Origin of the sequence: Paenibacillus sp. EKM211P, from assembly GCF_011066175.1 — a bacterium.
Classification (GTDB): domain Bacteria; phylum Bacillota; class Bacilli; order Paenibacillales; family Paenibacillaceae; genus Paenibacillus; species Paenibacillus polymyxa.
Genome location: NZ_JAAMNS010000007.1, coordinates 197,077 through 221,247 on the forward strand (window position 1 = coordinate 197,077; position 24,171 = coordinate 221,247).

Annotated in this window: 23 protein-coding genes and 1 rRNA gene; 7 read left to right on the plus strand and 17 right to left on the minus strand. The window is 44.8% G+C overall.

Going from position 1 to position 24,171, the window contains the following annotated elements; genetic code table 11:
• Positions 1–182 precede the first annotated feature (182 nt).
• Positions 183–1,196, minus strand: a complete 1,014-nt coding sequence (locus tag G9G57_RS13170) for an LLM class flavin-dependent oxidoreductase (RefSeq protein ID WP_164965046.1) — start codon at positions 1,194–1,196, stop codon at positions 183–185.
• A 245-nt stretch (positions 1,197–1,441) separates the two neighbouring features.
• Here G9G57_RS13170 and G9G57_RS13175 point away from each other — a divergent pair, with 245 nt between their 5' ends.
• The 3 genes from G9G57_RS13175 to G9G57_RS13185 all read left to right on the plus strand — a co-directional run bounded on the left by G9G57_RS13175 (position 1,442) and on the right by G9G57_RS13185 (position 3,858).
• Positions 1,442–1,918: an RrF2 family transcriptional regulator gene (locus G9G57_RS13175; protein ID WP_016818455.1), complete on the plus strand. Its 477-nt coding sequence runs from the start codon at positions 1,442–1,444 to the stop codon at positions 1,916–1,918.
• A gap of 30 nt (positions 1,919–1,948) precedes the next feature.
• Positions 1,949–2,830 (plus strand): Hsp33 family molecular chaperone HslO, encoded by an 882-nt coding sequence (hslO, locus tag G9G57_RS13180; RefSeq protein WP_025364754.1) that lies wholly within the window; start codon positions 1,949–1,951, stop codon positions 2,828–2,830.
• 158 nt (positions 2,831–2,988) lie between these two features.
• On the plus strand, positions 2,989–3,858 hold the full coding sequence (locus tag G9G57_RS13185) for a class I SAM-dependent methyltransferase (protein WP_164965047.1): 870 nt from the start codon (positions 2,989–2,991) through the stop codon (positions 3,856–3,858).
• 1 nt (position 3,859) lies between these two features.
• On the opposite strand, the gene G9G57_RS13190 is transcribed toward G9G57_RS13185, so the two are convergent.
• Positions 3,860–7,189, minus strand: a complete 3,330-nt coding sequence (locus tag G9G57_RS13190; protein WP_164965048.1) for an S-layer homology domain-containing protein — start codon at positions 7,187–7,189, stop codon at positions 3,860–3,862.
• Positions 7,190–7,503: 314 nt separating this feature from the next.
• Between G9G57_RS13190 and G9G57_RS13195 the strand changes: the two genes are divergently transcribed.
• Positions 7,504–8,373, plus strand: coding sequence for an aminoglycoside 6-adenylyltransferase (locus tag G9G57_RS13195; RefSeq protein ID WP_164965049.1), 870 nt, complete (start codon positions 7,504–7,506; stop codon positions 8,371–8,373).
• A 103-nt stretch (positions 8,374–8,476) separates the two neighbouring features.
• Here the strand turns inward: G9G57_RS13195 and G9G57_RS13200 are convergent, their stop codons facing one another.
• The 14 genes from G9G57_RS13200 to G9G57_RS13265 form a co-directional block, all read right to left on the minus strand.
• On the minus strand, positions 8,477–8,821 hold the full coding sequence (locus G9G57_RS13200; protein ID WP_016818451.1) for a cupin domain-containing protein: 345 nt from the start codon (positions 8,819–8,821) through the stop codon (positions 8,477–8,479).
• 114 nt (positions 8,822–8,935) lie between these two features.
• Positions 8,936–9,271: a YolD-like family protein gene (locus tag G9G57_RS13205; RefSeq protein ID WP_016818450.1), complete on the minus strand. Its 336-nt coding sequence runs from the start codon at positions 9,269–9,271 to the stop codon at positions 8,936–8,938.
• A 12-nt stretch (positions 9,272–9,283) separates the two neighbouring features.
• Positions 9,284–9,478, minus strand: a complete 195-nt coding sequence (locus tag G9G57_RS13210; RefSeq protein WP_017428465.1) for a hypothetical protein — start codon at positions 9,476–9,478, stop codon at positions 9,284–9,286.
• Positions 9,479–9,582: 104 nt separating this feature from the next.
• Entirely contained in the window at positions 9,583–10,071 is a 489-nt protein-coding gene (locus G9G57_RS13215; protein ID WP_016818449.1) for a hypothetical protein, read from the minus strand.
• Positions 10,072–10,155: 84 nt separating this feature from the next.
• Positions 10,156–10,518: a response regulator gene (locus tag G9G57_RS13220; RefSeq protein ID WP_014599711.1), complete on the minus strand. Its 363-nt coding sequence runs from the start codon at positions 10,516–10,518 to the stop codon at positions 10,156–10,158.
• Positions 10,519–10,789: 271 nt separating this feature from the next.
• Positions 10,790–11,212, minus strand: coding sequence for a MarR family winged helix-turn-helix transcriptional regulator (locus G9G57_RS13225; RefSeq protein WP_013370959.1), 423 nt, complete (start codon positions 11,210–11,212; stop codon positions 10,790–10,792).
• 11 nt (positions 11,213–11,223) lie between these two features.
• On the minus strand, positions 11,224–13,485 hold the full coding sequence (locus G9G57_RS13230; RefSeq protein ID WP_044786612.1) for an ATP-binding cassette domain-containing protein: 2,262 nt from the start codon (positions 13,483–13,485) through the stop codon (positions 11,224–11,226).
• Positions 13,486–13,687: 202 nt separating this feature from the next.
• Positions 13,688–14,686 (minus strand): metal ABC transporter substrate-binding protein, encoded by a 999-nt coding sequence (locus tag G9G57_RS13235; protein WP_016818448.1) that lies wholly within the window; start codon positions 14,684–14,686, stop codon positions 13,688–13,690.
• A gap of 35 nt (positions 14,687–14,721) precedes the next feature.
• The gene (locus G9G57_RS13240) at positions 14,722–15,570 is read right to left on the minus strand and encodes a metal ABC transporter permease (protein ID WP_016818447.1); all 849 of its coding nucleotides are present in this window, start codon (positions 15,568–15,570) and stop codon (positions 14,722–14,724) included.
• The gene (locus G9G57_RS13245) at positions 15,516–16,223 is read right to left on the minus strand and encodes a metal ABC transporter ATP-binding protein (protein ID WP_170973163.1); all 708 of its coding nucleotides are present in this window, start codon (positions 16,221–16,223) and stop codon (positions 15,516–15,518) included. Before G9G57_RS13245 ends, G9G57_RS13240 begins: the two co-directional genes overlap by 55 nt.
• A 216-nt stretch (positions 16,224–16,439) precedes the next feature.
• The gene (locus G9G57_RS13250; RefSeq protein ID WP_019687115.1) at positions 16,440–17,459 is read right to left on the minus strand and encodes an ABC transporter substrate-binding protein; all 1,020 of its coding nucleotides are present in this window, start codon (positions 17,457–17,459) and stop codon (positions 16,440–16,442) included.
• Between the two features lie 68 nt (positions 17,460–17,527).
• Complete coding sequence (locus G9G57_RS13255; RefSeq protein ID WP_019687114.1) at positions 17,528–18,316, minus strand: ABC transporter ATP-binding protein; 789 nt, start codon at positions 18,314–18,316, stop codon at positions 17,528–17,530.
• Positions 18,313–19,425, minus strand: coding sequence for a FecCD family ABC transporter permease (locus G9G57_RS13260; protein ID WP_019687113.1), 1,113 nt, complete (start codon positions 19,423–19,425; stop codon positions 18,313–18,315). Before G9G57_RS13260 ends, G9G57_RS13255 begins: the two co-directional genes overlap by 4 nt.
• Entirely contained in the window at positions 19,422–20,510 is a 1,089-nt protein-coding gene (locus G9G57_RS13265; RefSeq protein WP_019687112.1) for a CobW family GTP-binding protein, read from the minus strand. The genes G9G57_RS13260 and G9G57_RS13265 overlap by 4 nt, the downstream gene beginning before the upstream one ends.
• 231 nt (positions 20,511–20,741) lie before the next feature.
• Here G9G57_RS13265 and G9G57_RS13270 point away from each other — a divergent pair, with 231 nt between their 5' ends.
• Genes G9G57_RS13270 through G9G57_RS13280 form a run of 3 tightly spaced genes read left to right on the plus strand, consistent with a single transcriptional unit; the run spans position 20,742 to position 23,857 of the window.
• Positions 20,742–21,743: a permease gene (locus G9G57_RS13270; protein WP_164965050.1), complete on the plus strand. Its 1,002-nt coding sequence runs from the start codon at positions 20,742–20,744 to the stop codon at positions 21,741–21,743.
• Between the two features lie 8 nt (positions 21,744–21,751).
• Entirely contained in the window at positions 21,752–22,729 is a 978-nt protein-coding gene (locus tag G9G57_RS13275; RefSeq protein ID WP_019687110.1) for a TIGR03943 family putative permease subunit, read from the plus strand.
• Between the two features lie 18 nt (positions 22,730–22,747).
• A complete protein-coding gene (locus G9G57_RS13280) occupies positions 22,748–23,857 on the plus strand; it encodes a CobW family GTP-binding protein (RefSeq protein ID WP_164965051.1) in 1,110 nt (369 codons plus the stop codon).
• A gap of 240 nt (positions 23,858–24,097) precedes the next feature.
• Here G9G57_RS13280 and rrf read toward each other — a convergent pair.
• Positions 24,098–24,171, minus strand: a 5S ribosomal RNA gene (rrf, locus tag G9G57_RS26410); the annotation flags it as partial.

The window sequence follows — 24,171 nt, forward strand, 5'->3', positions numbered from 1 at the left end:
ATTTGAAAATATAAAATACAAAAATAATCAAAAATAATTTTTAATTTTATCCATATGTAAACACGAATATATTCATCTGTAAAACAATCATGACCACACAGACACACACAGACAATAAAGGCCGTGCCAGGAATGGTTATAAGAACCTCTCTGGCACAGCCTCGTTTGTTTAACTCATTTATTTACTCATCTATGCGCATCACTTGGGCTAGCAACTCGTACGAACGCAAACGTGCCTGGTGATCATATACCTGAGCGGTGGTAATCAACTCATCGGCTCTCGTCTGGTTGATTATAAAATCCAGCCTTTGCTTGACTGTGTCAGGACTACCGATTGCTGAATACCCCAGCATATTACCACGAACCATCTCCTTCTCCTGCTCACTCCAAAGCTTATCCATGTCATCGACTGGTGGTTTTAGTCCTCCGCTATGTCCGCGCAGCACATTTAAAAATTGTTGTTCTTGTGAAGTAAAAAGCCGTTGTGCTTCTTCATCAGAATCTGCAGCAACCACATTCACACCAACCATCACATACGGTTGATCCAGTGCCTTGGACGGCCGGAAATTACGGTGATACAATTCCAGCGCCTGTAGCAAATGAGCCGGGGCAAAGTGGCTAGCGAACGCAAACGGCAGCCCAAGCTGACCTGCCAGCTGAGCACTGAATCCGCTTGAGCCCAACAACCAGATAGGTATATCCATCCCTTCTCCTGGAATCGCTCTCACCCCCGGCATGGCTCCGTTTAACGCTGGATTCAGGTAAGAGCGCAGCTCATTCAGTTGCTCGGGGAAATCTTCCCCCGTGGTGTGCAGCCCTCGTCGCAATGCTCTCATTGCAGGTTGATCCGTGCCGGGAGCCCGACCAAGTCCCAGATCAATTCGCCCCGGATAAAGCGACTCTAAGGTTCCAAACTGCTCCGCAATTATGAGTGGAGCATGGTTAGCCAGCATAATACCACCTGAACCGACCCGAATCTTGTGGGTATGTGCAGCCACATGTCCGATGATCACAGAAGTAGCAGCGCTGGCAACCGCCTGCATATTATGATGCTCCGTTAGCCAATAGCGTCGGTATCCCCATTGCTCAGCATGCTGGGCAAGATCCACCGTATCACGAAAAGAATCGGTAGGAGTACCGCCTTCAATGACAGGTGCAAGATCTAATATAGACAGTGCAACATTCCGCGTGGTCATTTTATATAAACCTCCTGTCAAACTATTATTTTACGTATTTCTTTCAACGCCTTAATTCTTTGACCTATCAATTGATGCATCAACTATAATAATGCGTCCCCTTATGAATTGCAAATAATTTTAATTTTTAGTATTTATCAAAAAATAGTTTACTTTTACGATCAGCTCGTCTATCATGCTCATATGTGGATAATAATTATCCATGTTAGCCTGGTTATAACATATTGAGGTGATTGCTAGTGCATATGAAAACAGGTGTCGAACAATCTGTCTACGCTCTCCTTCTGCTCACGATGCTACCGGACAAAGCCGTTTTACCTGGAGAGGCCATTAGCCAGCAGTTAGGCGCTTCACCTACTTATTTTCATAAGCTGTTACGAAAATTGGTTAGCTCTGATTTGATTACTTCTGTACCTGGTGTCAAGGGCGGATTCAAATTAAAGAAAAAACCTGAGGATATACGAGTATTTGATATTTATCTGGCGATTGAGGGACAGCAAACTCTCTATTCTTCCAGCGGTATATACAACGATATGCTTGAATTAAAGAAAGACGATCAGTGCTGTTTACTGGCAAATTTGATGGAAGAAGCGGAAGCCTCCTGGAAAGCCGTTCTGAAAAGAGAAACCATCGCGTCACTCTCTGCTGACTTTTTTAAAGAAGGATATGATGCGAAAATTACTTCTTTGAAGAACTGGATTCAAGAAAAAATGGTCTTGTAAAGAACTTCAAAAACAGAAAGGGATATGAACATGAATGATTATTTAGTAAAAGCTCTTGCCTACAATAACCAGGTGCGGGCTTATGCTGTGAGAACAACGGAAACGGTAAGTGAAGCCCAGCAGCGTCATTATACCTGGCCAACAGCATCGGCTGCATTGGGACGTTCCATGACGGTGGGCGTGATGCTGGGAGCTATGCTTAAACATGAGGATAAACTGACGATTCGGATTAACGGTGGAGGGCCCATCGGCACTATTCTTGTCGATACCAACGCCAAAGGAGAAGTTAGAGGTTATGTAAAAAATCCGCAAACCCATTTTGAGCTTAATCAGATCGGGAAGTTAGATGTCGCCAGAGCCGTAGGAACAGATGGAGCGCTGATTGTATCCAAAGATATCGGCCTAAAACAACCATTTGTTGGACAAGTCCCTCTCATATCGGGTGAACTGGGCGAGGATTTCACCTCTTATCTCGTTCAATCCGAACAAATTCCTTCTTCTGTGGGAGCAGGGGTTATTGTTAACCCGGATAACTCCATTCAGGCGGCTGGAGGTTTTATTATTCAGCTGATGCCGGGTACACCGGAAGAGGTTATCAGTTTTATCGAGAGACGGATTGAGAGCATTCCGAGCATCTCCGCAATGGTCATGGAAGGTCTTACGCCAGAGCAGATTCTGGTCCAAATTTTGGGAGAAGGCAACATGAACATACTGGAAACCATGCCTGTACAATTTCATTGTCCCTGCTCAGAAGAACGAGTTACCAATGCCATTATCAGCTTAGGGAATCAGGAAATAGAAGACATGATTCGTACCGATGGACAAGCTGAAGCCCATTGCCATTTTTGTAACGCACATTACCACCTTACCAAAGAAGATCTCGAAAACATGCTGGAAACAAACATCATTTAAATACGGGCTGTTCCCAAAAGTAGTTTTAGCTACTGAGGAACAGCTCTTTTCTTTCTCAATGCTTTCGATGGATGGTTTCCTTGGTCAAAAACGGTAGACTTGTTTATGACGCAAGTGTTAATGTTATATTATTCCAATTACATGAGGTGAGATGCACTATGTTCGAAAAAGATACGCATGAAATTCTGGCTTATTATGATGGCGGTGCAGAAATAGGCAGATTAGAGCGAGGCATCGGAAAAATAGAGCTGGAAAGATCAAAAGAAATCATTTCCCGTTATCTCAGCAAGTCCACTCATATTATTTATGATATCGGCGGCGGTGTAGGGGTCTACTCTTCGTGGCTGGCAGAACTGGGATATGAAGTTCATCTATTCGATCTCTCTTCGCAAGCCATTGAATTCGCTCGTCAGCAGCAACTGAATAAACCCATCATCAGCAAGCTGGAAAGCGCAGATGCCAGAAATCTTGATCGTAAAGATGAAAGCGCAGACATCGTGCTATTGATGGGACCTTTATATCATTTAACAGAACAGAAGGAAAGAGTAAAAGCACTGCAAGAAGCAGCGCGTGTCTTAAAGAAGGGGGGAACGCTGATTACTTCGGCTATTTCCAGGTTTGGCTCGCTACTGTGGGGGCTATCGGTGTACGGCGAGTGCAATACCATTGTGGAGGAAGATGCGTTCATGGATATGGTCAGACAGGAGTTAACAGATGGTCAGCATGTACGACCGGCGGCTTATCCCTCTTTTATCACACGCTCCTACTTTCATACACCGGATGCCTTGCGTGCAGACTGGCAGGCGGCTGGATTGCAGGAGCCTCGTGTACTGGGTGTCGAAGGCCCCGTCTGGATTGCACCCGGATTTGAAGAGAAATGGGCCATTCCTTCTCATCGCAGACGTTTGCTGGATATAGCACAGCAGGTTGAAGAGCAGGATTCTGTCATCGGCATGAGCCCGCATATGCTTGCGGTAGGTATCAAGCAAAAAGACGAGCCAAACAGGCTCGCCTCTGTATCATTCTAGATTACTGCTCCAAACTTTCCAATACGGTTTTAATTTCGCTGTTCAAACTAAGTGCATTATAAATCGCAGTCAAGGCTTCAGCACGTGACGCATGATACTTAGGTCCAAATTGACTCGTACTTATACCCGAAAGCACACCGGCTTGTGCTAATTGTTTAATCGTATCAGCCGCAAAAGAAGCGGACAAGTCGGTGAAGCTTTTTTCATTCGAGGTGTCCTTTTTCAATCGGTCTAAATCCAAGATCCGCGCCAAAATGACAGCCATTTCTTGACGGACAATTGTTTGATCCGGTTTAAAAGTACCATCCTCATAACCGTTTAATACTCCAGCTGCGGTCAATTTTGTTATGGCATCCTGCGCCCAGTGATCCCCAATATCGTTCAAAGCCACAGGCTGATTTCCACCACTAATATCGAAGATTCTAGAAATGATAGCAGAAAACTCCGCACGGGTAATTTCACCATCAGGTCTGAAACTGCCATCCTTATATCCATTTACGATACCCAGCTTAGAAAATGTGTCGACCGTCTTTTCTGCCCAATGTCCTTGTAGGTCTGACGGTTTAACACTAGTAGAAGAATTTAAAGCAGATTCTGCTTTGGACTTTATATTCTGCAGTACTTTGTTGTCTGCAACCACTACGTTACTGTTGAATATGTCTTGCACAGGAGCAGTTGGCTCAGTCACCAATTCTTCAGATACAGGTACAGTTACTGGTTCTTTAGATACAGTCACCGATGGAGATGATACAGCTGATGTTGCCGTATTGCTGCTGGAATCATCGCTAGAACGGTCCCTGTTTCGATGCCCAGACCCGCCGCCACTGGAACTACTGGAATCACTGCCAGCATTATTGGGTGCGGGAGCAGCAACAGCTGTTACGGTAACTGGAACATTAAAGCTATATCCGCTGTATGTGGCGGAAATTACCGTGTTCCCTTCTGAAAGTGCTCTAATCTCTCCCTGAGTAACCGTAGCGACATTCGCATTGCTGGAAGTCCAAGTTGCTTCTTCACTAACATCAATCTCTGAAGAGTCCGATTTTACAACTTTTGCTATAGCCCGTTCTGTACCCCCTACCAGCATTTGACCATTATTGATAGAAACACGCAATTCCGTGTGACTATCATCTGTTGGTATCGGATCTGGTGTTGGCACCGGATCTGGTGTTGGTACCGGATCCGGCGTTGGTACTGGATCCGGCGTTGGTACCGGATCTGGCGTTGGTACCGGATCTGGCGTTGGTACTGGATCTGGCGTTGGCACCGGATCTGGTGTTGGTACCGGATCTGGTGTTGGTACTGGATCTGGCGTTGGCACCGGATCTGGTGTTGGTACTGGATCTGGCGTTGGTACCGGATCTGGTGTTGGTACCGGATCTGGTGTCGGTGCTGGGTTGATAGTGAATGCAACGGTAGCTGTTGAACTCTTCGCATCTAATGCTCCGTTCGTTGTACCGTCATCAATCACAGTATAATCAAAACTTGCCGGGCCCTGGTAGCCTGAATTCGGAGTGAATAGTACAACCGCTCCGTCTAGAACTACCGTCCCACCTTGTGCATTTTCTACCGATGCGATGCTCAGATGTTGTAAGCTCTCGTTGACAGGGCCTGCCGTGTCGTTTGCTAAGAGTTCATCAATAGCGATAGATTGTGCCCCTGCATTTGCCGATAACGATGGTAGTGTATCATTCACAGCTATCGGACTGTTGTTTACCTCACTCACAGTGATTTTGGCTTGGTTCGGCTCGCTGATCCCTGTTCCCCTCATATCTAGTGATGATTGTACGTCGAAACTGAAATGATCACCTGACGGAGAGTTAGCATAAAGATTTGGCGTAAATTTAAGCCCTGCTTCGCCATCCGCTACAGAAATAAATTGACCATCTCGGATTTCCATTACCCCATCATTTTTATAGAGGGTTCCACCAATAATGTTGGAGATTCTAAAGTACGACACGTCAGATCCATCCACTTGATTACGAGTAATGATCAAACCGTCAAAGCTTTGTTTGTCTTCCTCTGTCAAAGCATCAGTCACGTTAGGGACATCAGCGACGGAATTTACTGTAAAAGAGGCTTGCTTGACCACCGACTGCGGGACTGAGACGCCGTTCGATGTTCCATCATCGGTGACGGTAAAAGAGAAGCTAGCGGTTCCATTAAAATTCGGCTGAGGTGTAAAAATTACATTTGTTCCATCTAAACGTACAGCCCCTCCTGCGATGCTGCTGACTGAGGATACCGTTAGGTGTTGACCATTCTCATTCGGACCGGCAGACGCATGCGCAAGCAGTTCTGCAAAAGGAATTGTCCGCTCTCCTGAGTCTTCTGTAATGGAGGATAGCGTTTCGTCTTGCGCTGCCGGGGGATCGTTTACTTCCGTAACATGGACAACAGCCTTGGTGGCATCGCTCAGTCCATTACCCGTTGCACTCTGAGCCGCCTGCACATCAAAAGAGAAGGTATCTCCCGCTGCGTTGTTGGCGTTTGCCATAGGCACAAACCTCACGCCATCCCTAGCTTCTGCTGCTGTGATAAACGTTCCGTTGGAAATCTCGGTGATACCATCGCTATGATACAGCCTGCCTCCGATAATGTTCGTAATTTGATAATGTGTCACTACCGTTGAATCTTGCGGGTTTGGTGTAATGGTTATATTAGATGTTGGGATATCTTCCTCAGTAGTCACAGCGGCTACCTCAGGCATTTTAGACGAAACAGCCGAGGCTGATGTTTCCAATATCAACTGGGGAATATCTACGCCGTTGTCGTCGGCTGAATATGTAATTTCCGAATAGTCTCCAGGGTTCCCTGCTTCGTTGGCAAGCAATGCAAATGAGACCATACCATCCGTCTGTTGTTGTACAAAATGGGTAACATCAAAATCAACCCATCCTACTTGAAGGTCTGAGCCTGTTTTCGTATCCGAAGGCTGATCCAGCGGGTTTAGCGGAAAAGCTCCGCTGCTCCAAACATCAGCAGTCGATCCATACACGATCAAAAAAGGATTCTGGTTAGAGCTGTAGCTGATAGAAGAGATATGAATACGCAAGGTTGCCTTCGTTACAACCTTCCCAGTCAGCTCGGGCATTTTAAACTGAATCGCTGATCTGTAATATCCTAACACTGCATCCGAAGATCTGCCAACATAGTTTTCTGGTGCATCCATCCAAACGTCGGCAGACTTGCTCCATGTTCCATCTTGGATTAATTTGGGCTGTTCGGTTGGTGCCGCACCAGCATCCGCCACTAAAATTGCCGATGAAAAGATTAGTGATACTGCTGTTAATGCACATGTGAATCGTTTAGTAGACTTGCAAAAATGCATACCTTTCCTCCTGTTGAAATAAATCTATGATTGCTGCTTGATATTATACAATTTCGTCACTGAACAAATTCTGAACAATTGCATTTTATCCTTCTATTCAACCAGCTCAGCAAGAATACGAGCAATTTGCCCGCTGTTTATTCAGTTGAATGGCTTCCGTGGATAAGCTATTGTAAGGATAGGATACTTTTCCCAGATAGAAGAACTTACAGGAGGTCGTTTTTCTTGATAATCCTTGAACTGGTGGGCTTTATTTCTACTGCTGTCTTATCTACGTTTTTTTCCTTTCGATACCGCTTGTGGAGACAACTATAGTGAGAAGTGAACAAGAGATGCTGCATACCATTCTCCAATTTGCTCAAGAAGATGAACGGGTACGTGCCGTGATTATGAATGGTTCACGCGCCAATCCACATGCTCCACGAGATATTTTTCAGGATTATGACATCGTCTTTCTCGTATCTTCCATGGACAGCTTTATTCAGGAACGTCACTGGATTCGCCGCTTTGGAGAATTGATCATTATGCAGACACCCGATGAGCATGTGGAGCCTACTGTGACGTTCCGTGATCGCTTTGCTTTTCTCATGTTATTTACGGATGGCAATCGCATTGATCTTACCCTCTGCCCTGTGACTAACATCGCCAATTGGCCCCGAGACAGCTTAAGTGTACTGCTGCTGGATAAAGACGGCCTGGTGGAGCCTTTCCCACCGCCAAGTCTTCAGGCTTATAAGACGGTCCCTCCAACCGCCCAAACCTATGCGGATTCCTGCAACGAATTCTGGTGGGTCAGTACTTATGTGGCTAAAGGATTAAGGCGACATGAGCTTCCCTATGCCAAATTCATGTTGGATCGACCTGTAAGAGATGCGCTTCACTTCATGCTGGAATGGCATATGGGTATACAAACTAACTTCACGGCAGATCCAGGTAAGCAGGGAAAATATTTCGAGAAGCACCTTGAGCCTGAACATTGGACGGCCTACATCCAAACGTTTGCGGATGCAGATTATGAACATATGTGGCAGTCTCTTTTTATCATGGGTAATTTATTTAGAGAAGTTGCCCAGAAGGTGGCGAACCATTATGGTTATAGATACCCGATTGAGGACGATCAACGTGTAACAAACTATCTCTATCACGTAAAAGCTCTCCCTGCAGATGCAACGGGCATCTATTAAAGAAAAAAACCAGTCGGGCACTTGATTTACATGTGCTAGCCTGGTTTTTTATACTCTAACATTATTTGACCTATATACGTTTGGAATCTGCTGTCTCCTAATATTAGTTTTCGGTCAGCACCCGGTCGCCTCTGCTCGCAGGCTGAGAGATAACCAAAAATTCAACATCCTCACTCGTTTCATTAAACATTTGATGAGGCACCATAGGAGGAACCTCACACCCTTCCTGAGATCCTAATTGGATGCGTTCACCATCCACTTCAAGTACCGCTGCACCTGATAAAATAAAGAAAAATTGGCGCGCATGATGATGATAATGTCTGACTTCATGTGTATTTCCCGGCATGCGCTCATGAATAATACTCAAATCATCATTTTTCACCAAGCGCCAACCATCACATTGTTCTCCCCATATATAATGTTCAGCATTATGTTTACTTATTTTCAAATTGACTCCCCCTTTGTAGTTACAGTTTTATTGTAAATCTGGATTCACTGAGCTACAATCTTAATTATAAAAAACGATAGAACCCATGTAAAAAAACTCTGAGTCCGACCATTTTTAGATATCCGCCTCGATAATTTCCTCCAACTTAATCCAGCTAAAATCCTCTTCCCCACGAGATAGCTTCACTTCTCGCCGACTTGTGTTAATCACTGTAACCAGTCCGCGCAGCTCCTCATCATCAAACGGATTAAACACTCTTAGTGTAATAGGCTTCCGTTCGTTATAGGATACGATAATGGCCTGTTCAATCTGCTGTATCTCCTGATCGTCCAGTGTCGGCTTGCCGCGTCTTCCCTGCTCCTTCATCAGTCTTACATATGCCTCCCGATGCTCAGGCAAAATCATACGCGAGCTTTCCCATATGCCATTTCCTTCAAGCTTTTTTCCCATCGTAAGCCCCTCCTATGCTGTTCTGGTTACCGGATGCCATGCCAATACATGATCTAATCGAAAAACACGTGGCTGACCAGTTTGCAAACAGGTGGCCCGGATTAAACCATTCTGCACACGATGCACCTCTATCTGCCGATGAGACAGTTTGCCCTTTCGGTCCATATACACGATTTCCACGATCTGTCCCACATATTTCTCCAGCATCATCCTTCACTCCTCATCAGAACGTTTGTTTGTATTATATGCGAACATGCGTTTGATTATCAATGTAAAAAAATCCCCTGAGGGAGTTGCCTCTCTCAAGGGATTTAAAACTCATAGGTGGACAGCTTAATATCCTCTTTATTCAAATCTTTCAGCGGATACACAGGGCCATTCCAATAAGTCAAAATATTAAGTGGCTCATTAGTACCATGCTCCTTTAAAGTGTGAGATAATTCGAGCAATACATGTGGAAGTTGATAAGAGCTTGTTAAAAATTGATATTCTTCTGGACTTTCGCAGTCTTCTGCTCGATAAAATACAAAGTAACCCTCGGTATAATCCCCAATGAGTACAATATAACGAGCAAGAAACATAATTTCACCATTGGCAAACGGAATGGAAAATGTCGAAGCAGAGATTAAATCTGTCTCTAATGCCTCTATACGAACGGTGAGTTCATTGTTTAGAGCATCCATTTTTCCCCTTTGTTCACTGATGAGGTGTTCATAATTTACAGGAACAAGCCCCCCACTCTTGATCGTAGCGATCAGTTCATCTATAAATACTTTTTGAGACAATACTCGATTGCTCATCCTATTCATCTCCATATTCGTGAAAAATAAGCATGAAACTCCCGCTTCAATATGTTCAATATTATGTATTAAAAGCTTGATTCATTAATTATCCAGCATTTTTGTGACGGCATTCACGACCCTTTCCATCTCAAATGGCTTCACAATAAAATCTTTTGCCCCTGCCTTAAATGCTTGTATAATTGCTTCCTGCTGACCCAAAGCGGAACACATTAAGATGTTGGCTTTAGGATCAAGCTCTACAATCTTTTTAACAGCCTCAAGCCCATCCATTTTAGGCATATTAATATCCATGGTAATTAAATCTGGTCGAAAGTGTGCATATTTCAAAACTGCATCATATCCATTTTCCGCTTCTGCAATAACAGAGTGACCTAAATCCAACAGAATATCCTTAAGCACAGAACGCATAAATAAAGAATCATCCACTATTATAACTGTTGCCAAGTTAACCTCTCCAATCCGTTGTCATATGATATGCACGCCCAAACTTCAATATCGGTGAAAAAACTAGTTATATTAATAGAAAGAATCTGTAAAAAGAAAAACGCTACCATTGAATTATAAAAGGAATTTGAAACTAGCTACTACAGCATTAATTTCAATAAAAACGTTTCGCAATGACGTAAATCATCTCTATAGTATGAAGATTACAAAGTACTAGTATCTTTTAAACCCTTAGCCCTATATAAGCCGGGTTGAAAAGCTGCGGGCTATCCTACAGCTTCTCAGCGTATAAGCTCGTAATTTTCTTGCACATCATTGAAAAGGACTGTACTTCATCTGCTGTTAATGCTTCTTCAATTAAATTCATGATTTCATTCCCGAAATCGTCAACACGGCTAAGAAACGCTTTTCCCTCACTGGTAAGTACAATGTTATAAGAGCGGCGGTCATTGGTTTGCCTTTCCTGATTTATATACTTTTTCTCCAGTAGGCGTTTTGTCAATTTAGAGATCCCCGACTGTGTAATACCTTTCATTTCAGCAAGTTCCTTTGTGGTTTTTGGACCTTGCTTATTCAAAGTATCCAGTATATAGTATTGTGCCGTTGATACACCTTCTACGCTGAACCGGTTAGAGTATGCTAAAATCATACATTGAAAAGGGACATAACGATCTTCTAAATCTTTTGTTGGCATTGCTTTTCCTCCTATGTGCGCCCGATATATTCCTTCAGGTAACTTCCTGTAAGTGAATGTCTGCATTTAACTAAATCTTCTGGTAAGCCTGTAAATATGATTTCACCACCATTTTGCCCGGCAAAAGGACCTAAGTCGATAATCCAATCAGCCTGACAAATAATGTCTAAATTATGTTCGATTACAATAAGGGTTGAATTTTGTTCCACTAGGCGATTCATTACACCAATTAACTGTTTTATATCCGCCATATGCAGGCCAGTTGAAGGTTCGTCCAGAACATAAATTTGCCCGTCATTTTCAAGCTCAGAAGCGAGCTTTATCCTCTGTAATTCCCCGCCTGATAAAGTGTTTAGTGGTTGTCCCAAAGGAATATAAGTGATTCCAACATCTGAAAGCATGTTTAATACCCTGCTAATTTCTTTTTCCTGAAAAAATTCCAAAGCTTCTGCTACGGTCATTTTAAGAACTTCACTAATATTTTTGCCTCTTAGCTTGTATTGGAGCACTTCATCGGTAAAACGATCCCCTTGGCATTCCTCGCACACGGTAACAATTGTATCCATAAAAGCTAAGTCTGTGTATGTAACACCCAAGCCTTTACAAACAGGACAAGCCCCTTGGGAATTGAAGCTGAACAGGGAGGCACTAACACCGTTCTTTTTTGCAAATAACTTTCTGATCCTATCAAAGATCCCCATAAAGGTGGCTATATTTGAACGCTTTGATGCTTGTATCCCTTTTTGATCAATGAATACAGTTTTAGGATAAAATTGAGGTAATACTTGATTGATAAGCGTACTTTTTCCTGAACCAGCGACACCAGTTACAACTGTCATTACTCCTTTGGGTATTTGAACCGAAATATTTTTCAGATTATGTAACGTTGCATTTTCGATGGAAAGCCAGCCTTTTGGGGTGCGTGTATTGAGTTTATACTCAGGCTGGAGTGATAAATATTTTCCAGTCAGTGTACCCGATTCCTTTAATCCCTGTAAGTCTCCCTGATATACAATTTCACCGCCATAAATTCCTGCACTCGGTCCCATGTCGATTATATGATCTGCAATCTTTATCAGATCGGGGTCATGTTCCACAATAAGCACGGTGTTGCCTTTGTCTCGCAAAAGTTTCATAAGGTCATTTATTTTGCTTATGTCATGGGGATGTAGACCTATGCTTGGTTCGTCGAAAATATAAGTAAGGTCAGTCAGGCTACTTCCCAGTTGACAGACCATTTTAATTCTTTGCGACTCCCCACCTGAAAGAGTAGATGTTTCTCTATTTAGACTTAAATAGCCTAATCCAATCGATACCATCTGCTGCAGCCGATTGGCTAACTCAGAAACGATTGTGACGGACACCGGAGTATGAATGGTCTCAATAAACTCTAAAAGTTCACTCACCTGCATTTCAGCACATTCAGCGATATTTTTCCCATTCACTTTACAAGACAGGACCTTGTCACTCAGGCGTGTCCCGTTGCAGTGTGAACAAGTCTGTTTGGTAACAAAATGCTCAATTTGTTTACTATATCTTGTCTTTTCTCCTTCTTCTTTTTTTAGAAAACTCCGCTCAATGCGCGGAATCAGCCCCTCATACAACGAGGTTTTATGCCATTCAGGTGAGGGATTTTTCACTTTTATACCATCAGCGTAGAGAAGCATTTCCAACTCAGCTTCGGAATAATCCTTAATTTTTTTGTCATTATCAAAAAAACCTGAATGAATATAGCGTGTTAATCGCCAACCCCCAGGTTCAAAGGTGGGAAAACAGACTGCGCCCTCGTTTAAGGATTTGTTTTTATCTAACAGCCGTTCGATATCAATTGTTTCAACCTTTCCCAAACCTTGACATTGGCTGCACATACCCGCCAGATTATTGAATGAGAACACATCAGAGTACCCCACAAACGGAGTTCCGATTCGTGAAAATAACAGTCGTAATAGAGAATAAATATCTGTAACGGTCCCTACTGTTGACCTTGCGTTACCACCCAACCGTTTTTGATTGATAATAAAAGCGACTGATAAATTTTCAATGGTATCCACATCTGGTTTTCCATAATGCGGCATACGGTGACGAATAAAACTTGTATAGGTTTCATTTAATTGCCGTTGTGATTCTGCCGCTATTGTATCGAATACCAAAGATGATTTCCCTGAGCCAGATACACCCGTAAAAACCGTAATTTCTTTTTTGGAGATCACCACATCTATATTTTTTAGATTTCGTTCCCTCGCTCCTAATACCCGTATACAATTGTCACTCATTTCATTTACCTTCTTTGCAATATAGTTGATTAGGGTTAATAGTTGATAGGCTCAACTATATTTTATCATTATTTTTATGAATGGCAATGTTGAACTTAGTCAGTAGACACGAGAATCACCAGTAACTAAAGTGCCGATAGTCATAAAAAAGACGCTGCTATTTATGCAGACGTCTTTTTTGAACTATTTATTTAAAGTTTACTTATTCATTCAGAGCTTTTTTCAAAGCCTCCAGGTTGTTTTTCATTACACCCAGGTAATCTAGATTCTTCTGCTTGTCTTCATCTGTCAACCCTTCAAGCGGATTCAGCACATCCGTTTTCGAACCAATTTCAGTAGCTACGGTTTCAGCAACCTTCGGATCAACCAATGTTTCAAAGAAAATCGTCTTCACATTATTTTCTTTAGCAAACTTGATAATACCTGCCAACTTGTCCGGCGTAGGCTCCTGCTCTGGAGATAATCCGGCAATTGGCACTTGGGTCAGACCATATTGCTTAGCCAAATAGCTAAAAGCAGCATGCTGCGTAATAAAGTCTTTACGTTTTACATTCTTCAGACCCGTTTTGAATTCAGTATCCAGCTCTTTCAGCTTAGCAATATAAGCATCAGCGTTTTTCTCATAGTCCGCTTTGTTTGTAGGATCGGCTTTTACAAGCCCTGCTTCTATAGCTTCTACTTCTTTCTGAGCTAAGACTGGATCAAGCCATACATGAGGGTCCAGCACATGATCGTGATCATGGCCTTCCTCTGCGTGTGCTTCTTCTCCTTCTTCCTCCTCGGCAGATCCTTCCATCAGGTTCAACCCTTTGCTTGCTTCAACTACTACACGCTTATCATTCGATGCGCTGCTCAAAGCCTGTTCTGCCCAACCTTCGACGATCCCGTTATATACAAATACGTCAGCATCCTTAACCTGTGCCATATCCTTGGCGCTTGGCTCCCAATCATGCGGCTCAGCACCGGCAGGAATCAACGCGGTTACGTTAGCATGATCTCCGGCAACTTGCTTGGTGAATTCATACATCGGATAAAAAGTGGTGACTACATTCAGCTTTTTACCACTGTCCGCTGTTTGTGCCGGATTAGGTTCAGTTTGAGATGCATTCGTGGCTGCATGATCAGATTTAGCTCCGCAACCGGCCAAAATAAGTGCTAGCCCCGCGGATAATACAAATGATTTTTTGAACCATGTATTCATATTCATAACTCCTTATGTGTTAGTTTTTTATAAACTCACTGACCTGCCGCATTCTTACGTCGGGAAGCCTGTTGCTTGCCAAGCTTACGGACCAGCTTTTGAATACTAGCTCCTACGATCAGGAATAATAAGAGCACCATAGCAATCGTCCCACCTGGGGGTGTACTGAGTTCATATGATGCGGTTAATCCCATAAATACGCCGATCAATGCGGTGATCATGGATATCCAGATAGCTGCCGCGAAGCTCGGTGCAATTCGAATCGCCAGCGCAGCAGGCAACACGATTAGTGAGGAGACAAGCAGCACACCGACAATCGGCATGGCTGCGGCTACAATCATCCCAGTCAAAATACTAAACGCAAACGAGATAGACTTGACAGGAAGACCATTGGTCTTTGCCGTTTCTTCATCAAAGGTAATCTGGTACAAAGGCCGTCGGAACACGAAAAAGAAAATACCTCCGATGACAGCCACAACGATCATCAACATCAGCTCGGTCTGATTGACGGCTACTACCGAACCAAACAAATAAGCGGAAAAGCCTTTGTTAATGCTCTGATTCAGATTCATTAAAATAACAGCCGTTGAGAGGCCACCTACCATAATAATAGCCACAGAAATCTCACTATACGTTTTATAAGATCTGCGGACGTATTCAACAATAATCGCACCGATCACCGCAACAATAAATCCAGTTATCGTCGGGTTAATCCCTAAATAGGCACCTGCTGCCACCCCTGCCAGCGATACATGCGATAGCATGTCCGCCATGAGAGCCTGACGCCGTAGCATCAGGTATACTCCAAGCACCGAGGCCAGCAGTGCAATTACCCCACCGGCACAAAATGCCCGCTGCATGAAGTCGTAGTGCAGCATTTCCATCCGCCATCTTCCTTCCTTTCAAGCTCAATAATACGATCCAGATAATGTTGTACTTCCGATAGTCCATGGGTAACCATGACTACAGTTCTTCCATATTCCTTAACCTGCTGATTCATCAGATCGTAGAAGTGATGTCGGCTTTCCTGATCCATTCCGGTCGTGGGCTCATCCAAAATGAGCAAATCCGATTCCTGAGCAAGTGCCCTTGCCACACAAATACGCTGCTTCTGTCCACCAGACAATTCGCCGATTTTGCGATGCCGTAAATCCCACATCCCTACTTGACGAAGCGCCTGCTCTGTCAGATCATGATCCTCAGCCCGCATCCGGCGCAGCCAAGAGCCATGAGTATATCTACCCGAACGGACAAATTCCAGGATGGTACTTGGAAACCCTCCATTAAAGGCAGCAATTTGTTGTGATACAAATCCGACAACGAGCTTTTTACCTTCACCTGTACGGTCGGACATAAACACTTTGCCCTTCCAAGGCTGAAGTAAACCGAGCAGCAACTTGAGCATCGTCGATTTGGAAGCACCGTTCGGTCCAGTGATTGCCACAAATTCTCCGGAAAAAATTTCAACATTGGCATCTACCAAGTTAGGAACATCTCCGTAGCCAAATGTGACCTGTTCCAATGAGGCCAATAACATGACGCAAATCTCCTTTTCCTTTAAAAAGCCTGGAGCCATCTGAGCGGTCGTCATAGCGCAGATTCTCCAGGTCGTTTATGATCATTAAACCATCTACCGTAATTATTACGATTTGGTAATAAAAAAATAAGCGCTTGATAAACGTAACCTTTACGCATTAGCAAGTTTAACAGTTTAGGCAAGGTTCGTCAATGTTTTGGCAACTCTTTTGTTTGTTTATTTCACTTTGTCCGGGTACAAGCCTGCTGCCAAGGTTTTCAGTGCAATCGGTGCTCGCACACCTTCAGCCGCTGCGGATAGAGGCAGCACCACAAATCGTTTGTTTTTGATCGCTTCAACACCAGCCAGCGCGGGCTTGCTCAACAGCAGCTTTTCTTTATCCGCCAGTGAAGTATCTCCGTAGTCGAGAATAATAATAACATCAGGGTTGCGGTTCACGACCTCTTCCCAGCTTACTTCCGTAAAACTTTTATCGATATCATCAAAAATATTTTTCGCCTTCACACTTTTAATCAAAGACGTCAGATAATTGTTGGCAGCCGTAAATGGCTTGTCTTCGCCGCTGTCATAAACAAAAACCTTGGGTGCCCGTTCAACCGTGCCAATTTGAGTCTGAATGGACTGCACTTGTGCACGAATGTCATTTACCAGTTTTTCTGCACGCTCCTCAACCCGGAAAATACGTCCTATATTTAGTATATCCCGATATACATCTTCTAATATAGGACCCGGCTTATTGGAGGATTCCTGTACATAGGTTTGCACGCCCTGTTGGGCAAGCTCCTCACGGGAACCCAAATTTTTATCATTAAAGGCACTCTTCCAGCCCGCATAGGCAAAATCCGGTGCAGCTGCCATAAACACCTCTTTGGACGGATATTGTTTGGCTAGAACCGGGATTTTATCATATTGAGTCTTATATTTCGGTAAAATCTGATCATCCAAATATGCAGTTCCTACCATGGAAGATTCCAGTCCAAGGGCCAGCATAACTTCTGTCGCATGCTGGTTCAATGTAACCGCACGTTTGGGCGCTTCGGGAAATACCATTTTTACACCCATGTTCTCAATCTCTACTGCCTTCTCTTGGGTTGTTGATTGCGATGCATCAGATTGCTGCCTGTTTGCAGATGAATTTGTGGTTTGAGCCGTGTTTCCTGCTGCGCAGGCCGATAATAACAGCATCGCCAAAGCTAGCATAACCAGCGGTAATGCGGGTTTGCTACATTTATTCATATGTAACGTCTCCTCTTTCATTCACAGTTTTATCTTACCTTATCGAATCACCATTCTGCCTGTTAATGTCATAGATGGTCTCCACCTCTAAGAGAATCCGGTAAAAAGGTAATACTCGGTTTCCCGGTTTTCGGATGAATGCGAATTTCTGTTTCCACCCCGAATACACTGCGTAGCAGGTCAGGCTGAAGCACATTCTCTGTTATGCCGGAGGCTACCACCTTGCCTTCTTTTAATACATACAATCGGTCACAATAACATGCCGCCAAATTTAAATCATGCAGTGCAGCTAAAGCAGTGATCTGAAGTGTTTTGACCAAATCGAGAATTTGCAGCTGATACCGGATATCAAGATGATTCGTCGGCTCGTCCAAAATGAGAAATTTCGCTTGTCCGGCCAAAGCCCTGGCGATCAATACCCGTTGCTTTTCACCGCCCGACAGGGTAGCAAACCCCTGATCCGCTTGAGCATTCATGCCTACCCGCTCCAGCGCCTGCTCAACCAGCTCATGATCGAAGACAGTATCTGCTTCCAGCAGTTTCTTATGAGGATGGCGGCCCATCAGGACGATGTCCCGTACTGAAAAATCAAACGTTTGGGGCGCATCCTGACTCACCACTGCCATTTGTCGCGCCGTCTCTTTGTACTTCATCCGCAATAAATCCTGGCCATCCAGCGTCACCAAACCACTGTCAGGCCTTAACACCCGATACATATTCTTAAGCAACGTAGATTTGCCGCTGCCATTCGGACCGATCAGCCCGACCAGCTCTCCTGTTTTCACTTGGAGACTGATGCCGTCGATCAACCGTTTATCGTGAATACTGAAGGTCACGCATTCGACTTCTATATTCATTTTTCACCTCCAAACGAGTAGGAACTGCGCCGCAGCAGCCACACAAAAAAGGGTCCGCCACACACAGCCGTTACAATACCAATCGGCAGCTCTTGTGGAGCCAGCACGAGCCGGGCACATACGTCTGCCCACACGACAAAGATAGCTCCCGAAAGCAGGCTGACGGGCAGGACACGTCGATGATCCGATCCCACTATTAGCCTAACGATGTGTGGAATCATAAGCCCAACAAAACCAATCGAGCCACTCACTGATACGACTGCCCCGGTTAAAAGGGAAGCGACAACAACCAATAATACACGGAACGCCTGCACGTTCACACCGAGCGTTACGGCGGCTTCTTCTCCTGTCAGCAAAGCATTCAATGAGCGGCATCGGGTCAAAAGGACAGCCGTTCCCACGGCTATAATAAGGCTTGGAATGAAAAGCGTATCCCATTGAGCGCCTGCCAGACTTCCCATCATCCAATACATCGCGTCACGGATGCCTTTTTCATTCGGGGCCATCGTAACGATAAAGCTAGTCACAGCCGACAGCATCATAGATACCGCCACCCCTGCCAACAGCAAGCGGGTCGTCGATATCCGTCCGGCCACACGAGCTAACGCAAACACCATAAGCATCGCAGCTAGAGAGCCTATAAAAGCAGATATGGGCAGTGTAAGTCGTCCCAAAAATCCAAAAGCTCCAAACACAATAACTAACGTCGCAGTCACTGAAGCACCTGACGAGACTCCTAGAATATAGGGGTCCGCTAACGAATTGCGAATTAATGCCTGTATAGCCGCTCCGGTAACAGCAAGTCCTGCTCCCACGACAACACCTAGCAGCACACGCGGAAAGCGAATTTCCCAGACGATATATTGCTCTGGTTTGGTCCATGTCACGGGTATCCACTGATCCAGCCAGGGCAGATGGGACAGCGCAATTCGCCATACTGTCCCTGGGGCGACAGCCACAGGACCCAGCATGACCGCAAGTGTAACTGACAGCACCAGTCCCGCAGTTAATAACAGCAGAATTGTTGTAAATCTCCATGGAGGCTTCCCTGCTAGATCAGCTCGAGAATGAGGCTTGGATGAATAAACGCTATTTGTTCTCGAAATCATGAACTAGCCAGTGGCTTTGCAGCCGCTTCAAGCTTTTTCAATCGTTCCCCGATCTCAGAAGCAGAGAAATTCTCGCCCATGATCACCGCTACATCGTTCACTGGCTTTTGCGGTCGGATCGGGATGATTTCCAGCTCACGATAGGCAAATTGAAACATCATCTGGCCCTCCGATTCCAAAAATCGCACGATTCCTTTGGCCCGGTAAATTTCAGCAGGCAAACTGCGGAACAACTGTTCAAACTCGAAGCGTGACACAGGTTGTCCAAAAAAATACGTATGAACAACTACATGGTCGTAGGAATGATAATGCTCTCCGTGTTCATGTTCATGGTCGTGATGCTCGGGCTCATGATAGTCATGAGGATGATGGCCTGTATGATCATCATGACCATACGTGTGAAAATGAGCTTCCGCATGCTGATGATCATTCGCGATATCGACTGTGGACTCCTTTTGCCGTGAAACATCCATCCGTTTCTCTCCTTGAATGGAGAAAAAGGCACCCAAATCTACGTCACTACGCTCCGTGCTTACAGTCAAAGCATAAGGATTTAATTCTTTTACAAGGGCCTGTACTTTTTGCAATTCTCCCGCAGCCAATAAATCAGTCTTGTTAATAATCAGTTTGGAAGCACATCGCAGCTGATCCTGCATCAAACGAAACGACTTGCTTCTCTCACTACCCAAGGAGAAATCCAGAAATTGACGCGCATCCACGACCGTGATAACAGATTGTAAAACCATAGAAGAATATATGGAGGCATCTGTCACTGCATCTACAATCTCCATTGGATTAGCCACTCCGGTACATTCTACAATAATCACATCTGGCTTATATTCCTCGGCAAGATTCATGAGCTCGACGCCCAAATCTCCGCGAATGGTACAGCATATACAGCCACTGAGCATTTCCTTCATGGGGGCTTGGTCGTTCACCAAACTGCCGTCCAGATTAACATCACCCAACTCATTCATCAGAATAGCTGGCTTGAGCCCCTGCTCCTTGTAGTAAGCCAGCGCATGCTGAAGAAGAGTTGTTTTCCCGCTGCCCAAAAATCCGGATAAAACAACAATCGGTATCATATAATCCTCCTTGTCTTTACAACACTAATATGGATCGTACCGTAAAAGTTTTCTTCTTGCAATCATTTATCGGATTTTAATCGTAATAATTACTATTAACAAACATAAATATATATGACCACGCTTTGAATTGTCAATATAGGAGGTGATTCAAGCATAATCCTGCGGCATGATTGTCCCAACACAGGCATAGGATGTAGATAAGAACCCTTATTCCCAAGGAGATGTGGAATGAAAAACAGTACGCTGTTGAAGATGCTGCCTTTTATGATTCCGTTTGCCTTTCTCATCCCTGTGCTTATTACGCTATCTCCTCAGTGGCTTCGTTTGTTAGATATAGGGCAGCTGCAGTCATTAAAGACGGTATTTATGGGTATTTTTCTGGAGGCTGTTCCGTTTCTCCTGATCGGTGTGCTTGTTTCATCCCTTTTACAGTGGCTTGTACCGGAGACATGGATTCGTAAAATAGCGCCTGCCCATCCTGTGCCGGGTGTCCTGCTCGCCTCCTTGCTAGGTATGCTGTTTCCCATCTGTGAGTGCGGCATGATCCCTGTCGTTCGCCAATTAATGCTCAAGGGAATGCCTGCCTATATGGGTATCACTTTTATCTTAAGCGGACCTATTATCAATCCGGTAGTATTGGCTGCGACGATGATGGCTTTCCCTTCCCACCCAGAGATCACTGTCGTGCGAATGGCTTTGGCCTTTGCCGTTTCCGCGACCATCGGATTGATTATATATGCCTGTGTGCGTGTGCATCCGCTCAAACGGTCGTTACTCTCCTTCAACCAACAGCAGCAGAACAATCTTACTCATCGGCATAACCGCACCTGGCTGGGCTTTTTTATACATGCTGGTGACGAGTTTTTGGACATGAGTAAATATCTCATTATCGGCGCATTATTGACTGCTTCCATCCAAACCTTTATCCCACGTGATGAAATGCTTTCGTTAAGCAATGGAACGGTCGGCTCATACGCCTTTATGATGGGCTTTGCTTACGTGTTGTCGCTGTGTTCCACCTCCGATGCCTTTGTAGCTACTGCTTTTTCGCATACCTTTACACTGGGCCCGCTGGCAGCCTTTCTTGTACTCGGCCCAATGCTTGATTTCAAAGGCACACTCATGCTGCTAAGCACCTTCCGCACCAAATTTGTCGTGATCTTGGGCTTGCTTATTGTTGTACTCGTCCTGATAGGCTCTATAACTGCTGAATGGTTATTGGGGAGGTAAAAACAAACGTGAATTCAACCTTTAGCATCCGCTGTCAATATGGCATGCGCTCCTTGCTCATGATCGGATTAGCTGCATACATCATCACATTACATCGCACAAGTGCACTTCATTACTACTTGGCTCCGCACATGCAAAAGCTGCTTTTACTCTGTCCTGTGCCACTCATATTCATCGCTTTGGCGATGGCATGGCACGTAATCGTGGGAAGCCGGGATGGTGAAGATGTATGCGATTGCGAACATCCTTTACCGCAAAGCTGGTTCAAAAAAACTCTCGTATATGGAATGCTGCTCATTCCGTTGCTGTTCGGATCACTGCTGCCCAATCAGGCGCTTGGCAGTGATATGGCAGCCAAAAAAGGTATGTCCTTCACCTATCCCAACCCGGATATCCGACGAAAAACAGACATACAAACCACGAACACACCCGCAGCCTCCCTTTTATCCACTCCATCTTTCACACCAACTTCGCTCCCTCTAAAGGGAAAATGGAGTCAGGAAGCGCTGGATAAGCTGTTCGTTCCGCCCGATGAGTACAATGTAGAATTCGCCGAGCTGGCGAAACGTCTGTATCAGCAACCCATTATACAGATCCATCCGGAGATTTTTTCCGAAACTATAGGAGCGATCGAACTGTATAAACACGCTTTTCAAGGAAAAAAAGTACAGGTGACCGGCTTTGTCTATAAAGACGACAATCTACCGGGTAAAGGTCTATTTGCAGTAGGAAGGTTCCTCGTTATGTGCTGTACTGCCGATGCCATGCCATTCGGGATTATCGTCCAATCCCAGAACCCTCCGTCCTTTGACAAGGATACCTGGGTGACTATTGAAGGAACACTGCATGCAACGCAAAAGGATAATGCACCCGTACTTGAAATTCGATCCGATAAAATAACGACTGTCAAGCAGCCAGAATCCCCTTATGTCTATACCCAAGCAGACTCGGTAGCAACCTATGATCGCTTGAATACGGCACACTAAACCCGCCAAGGAGGAAAAATGATGAACAAAGTTCCTGTTATATTAATCAGTGGTTTTCTTGGAAGCGGCAAAACGACACTACTTTTGCGGCTGTTAGCCTATACTCGTCAGATTCCTCTTCGTGCTGCTGTTTTAATGAACGAAATGGGCGAATATGATGTAGACAGCGCTATTATTTCAGAGGAAATGCCTGACGTAACAGTGGAAGGACTGCTAGAGGGGTGCATTTGTTGCAGCAAAAGAAATGAGCTGGCTGGCGCACTGCACACCCTGCTCAGCCAAGAGCCGGATGTGATCTTCATGGAGACCACCGGAGTAGCCAACCCCGAGCAGGTGCTGGAGGAACTTCGCTCCCCACTGCTGGCAGATCGGCTGTATCTGGTTCACGGCATCAGTGTGGTGGATGCTGAGCTGTTCCATGAATACAACAGCCGCTTCACTGCAGACAAGGAGCTGGTTCGGACTCTGCACGGACAGCTTCGCTCCGCCGACTTTATTGTTGTGAACAAAACGGATGTCGCAAGTAGCCGTGAAGTGGCTAAGGTCGTCAAGAACATCCGCAAGCTCAACGATACGGCCAAGTTGCAAACTACTGAGTATAGCCGCATTGACCTTGAACCACTGCTGGAACCTGTCCTGACCTCCGTATGGGTTGACCCGAAACCTGTACAAGTATTTCAACATACATCGGCACAGATGCAGCCCAACGATGCAGAAGCATCGCCTATCCCAATTCCCGCTAAAGATAACGAAAGACCTAGCAATGCCTCCAGAAGTACCGCATTCAAAGTAATTTCTGCACACCGTCAAAACCACAGTCACGATCACGACCTCCCCCATTCCTTTTCCCGTCTGGAGAGCTTAACACTGCATCAATATTCTCCTCAGCCATTGGAAAAGCAACGATTAGAAGACTTTCTGACTAGGCTAGGTTCCTCGCTGCTTCGTGCGAAAGGTTATTGTGTGCTTCCGCATGAGGGTACAATGCTTTTGCAATTCTCAGGAAGTCACTTGGAGTGGCAGCCCACCGCACTTCCGGTGAGCCAGGGATATGTCACACTCATTGGAGAGCAGCTTGACAAAGCATCCATTACCGAGCAATGGGAACAGTGCTTCGTTTCGCTGTAGTCGACAGATTCGGCTCGAAATGAAATTCCCCTCCAAAATGTCTACGAAATTAAATTATAAAAGGCTGTTCCTTTGACCTTTAAAAGTCATGGAACAGCCTTTTTTTGTAACTATCATAAATTTGCATATACGCAGTATATACCTTATAGGATGTTATGTTGAATGATGGGAAAACAAAAAAAAGCCGTCGAGGCATTCTCGACGACCTGAGTACGACTATGCAGAGTCATACTATTATTTGCTTGGCGGCGTCCTACTCTCCCAGGACCCTGCGGTCCAAGTACCATCGGCGCTGGAGGGCTTAACGGTCGTGT

Coding starts and splice junctions, on each gene's coding strand:
- G9G57_RS13255 (WP_019687114.1), bottom strand. CDS start 18,316: ATGAATATAGAAGTCGAATGCGTGACCTTCAGTATTCACGATAAACGG.
- G9G57_RS13190 (WP_164965048.1), bottom strand. CDS start 7,189: ATGCATTTTTGCAAGTCTACTAAACGATTCACATGTGCATTAACAGCA.
- G9G57_RS13265 (WP_019687112.1), bottom strand. CDS start 20,510: ATGATACCGATTGTTGTTTTATCCGGATTTTTGGGCAGCGGGAAAACA.
- G9G57_RS13175 (WP_016818455.1), top strand. CDS start 1,442: ATGAAAACAGGTGTCGAACAATCTGTCTACGCTCTCCTTCTGCTCACG.
- G9G57_RS13245 (WP_170973163.1), bottom strand. CDS start 16,223: ATGTTATTGGCCTCATTGGAACAGGTCACATTTGGCTACGGAGATGTT.
- G9G57_RS13205 (WP_016818450.1), bottom strand. CDS start 9,271: ATGGGAAAAAAGCTTGAAGGAAATGGCATATGGGAAAGCTCGCGTATG.
- G9G57_RS13260 (WP_019687113.1), bottom strand. CDS start 19,425: ATGATTTCGAGAACAAATAGCGTTTATTCATCCAAGCCTCATTCTCGA.
- G9G57_RS13215 (WP_016818449.1), bottom strand. CDS start 10,071: ATGAGCAATCGAGTATTGTCTCAAAAAGTATTTATAGATGAACTGATC.
- G9G57_RS13210 (WP_017428465.1), bottom strand. CDS start 9,478: ATGCTGGAGAAATATGTGGGACAGATCGTGGAAATCGTGTATATGGAC.
- hslO (WP_025364754.1), top strand. CDS start 1,949: ATGAATGATTATTTAGTAAAAGCTCTTGCCTACAATAACCAGGTGCGG.
- G9G57_RS13270 (WP_164965050.1), top strand. CDS start 20,742: ATGAAAAACAGTACGCTGTTGAAGATGCTGCCTTTTATGATTCCGTTT.
- G9G57_RS13280 (WP_164965051.1), top strand. CDS start 22,748: ATGATGAACAAAGTTCCTGTTATATTAATCAGTGGTTTTCTTGGAAGC.
- G9G57_RS13185 (WP_164965047.1), top strand. CDS start 2,989: ATGTTCGAAAAAGATACGCATGAAATTCTGGCTTATTATGATGGCGGT.
- G9G57_RS13235 (WP_016818448.1), bottom strand. CDS start 14,686: ATGAATACATGGTTCAAAAAATCATTTGTATTATCCGCGGGGCTAGCA.
- G9G57_RS13225 (WP_013370959.1), bottom strand. CDS start 11,212: ATGCCAACAAAAGATTTAGAAGATCGTTATGTCCCTTTTCAATGTATG.
- G9G57_RS13240 (WP_016818447.1), bottom strand. CDS start 15,570: ATGGAAATGCTGCACTACGACTTCATGCAGCGGGCATTTTGTGCCGGT.
- G9G57_RS13250 (WP_019687115.1), bottom strand. CDS start 17,459: ATGAATAAATGTAGCAAACCCGCATTACCGCTGGTTATGCTAGCTTTG.
- G9G57_RS13170 (WP_164965046.1), bottom strand. CDS start 1,196: ATGACCACGCGGAATGTTGCACTGTCTATATTAGATCTTGCACCTGTC.
- G9G57_RS13230 (WP_044786612.1), bottom strand. CDS start 13,485: ATGAGTGACAATTGTATACGGGTATTAGGAGCGAGGGAACGAAATCTA.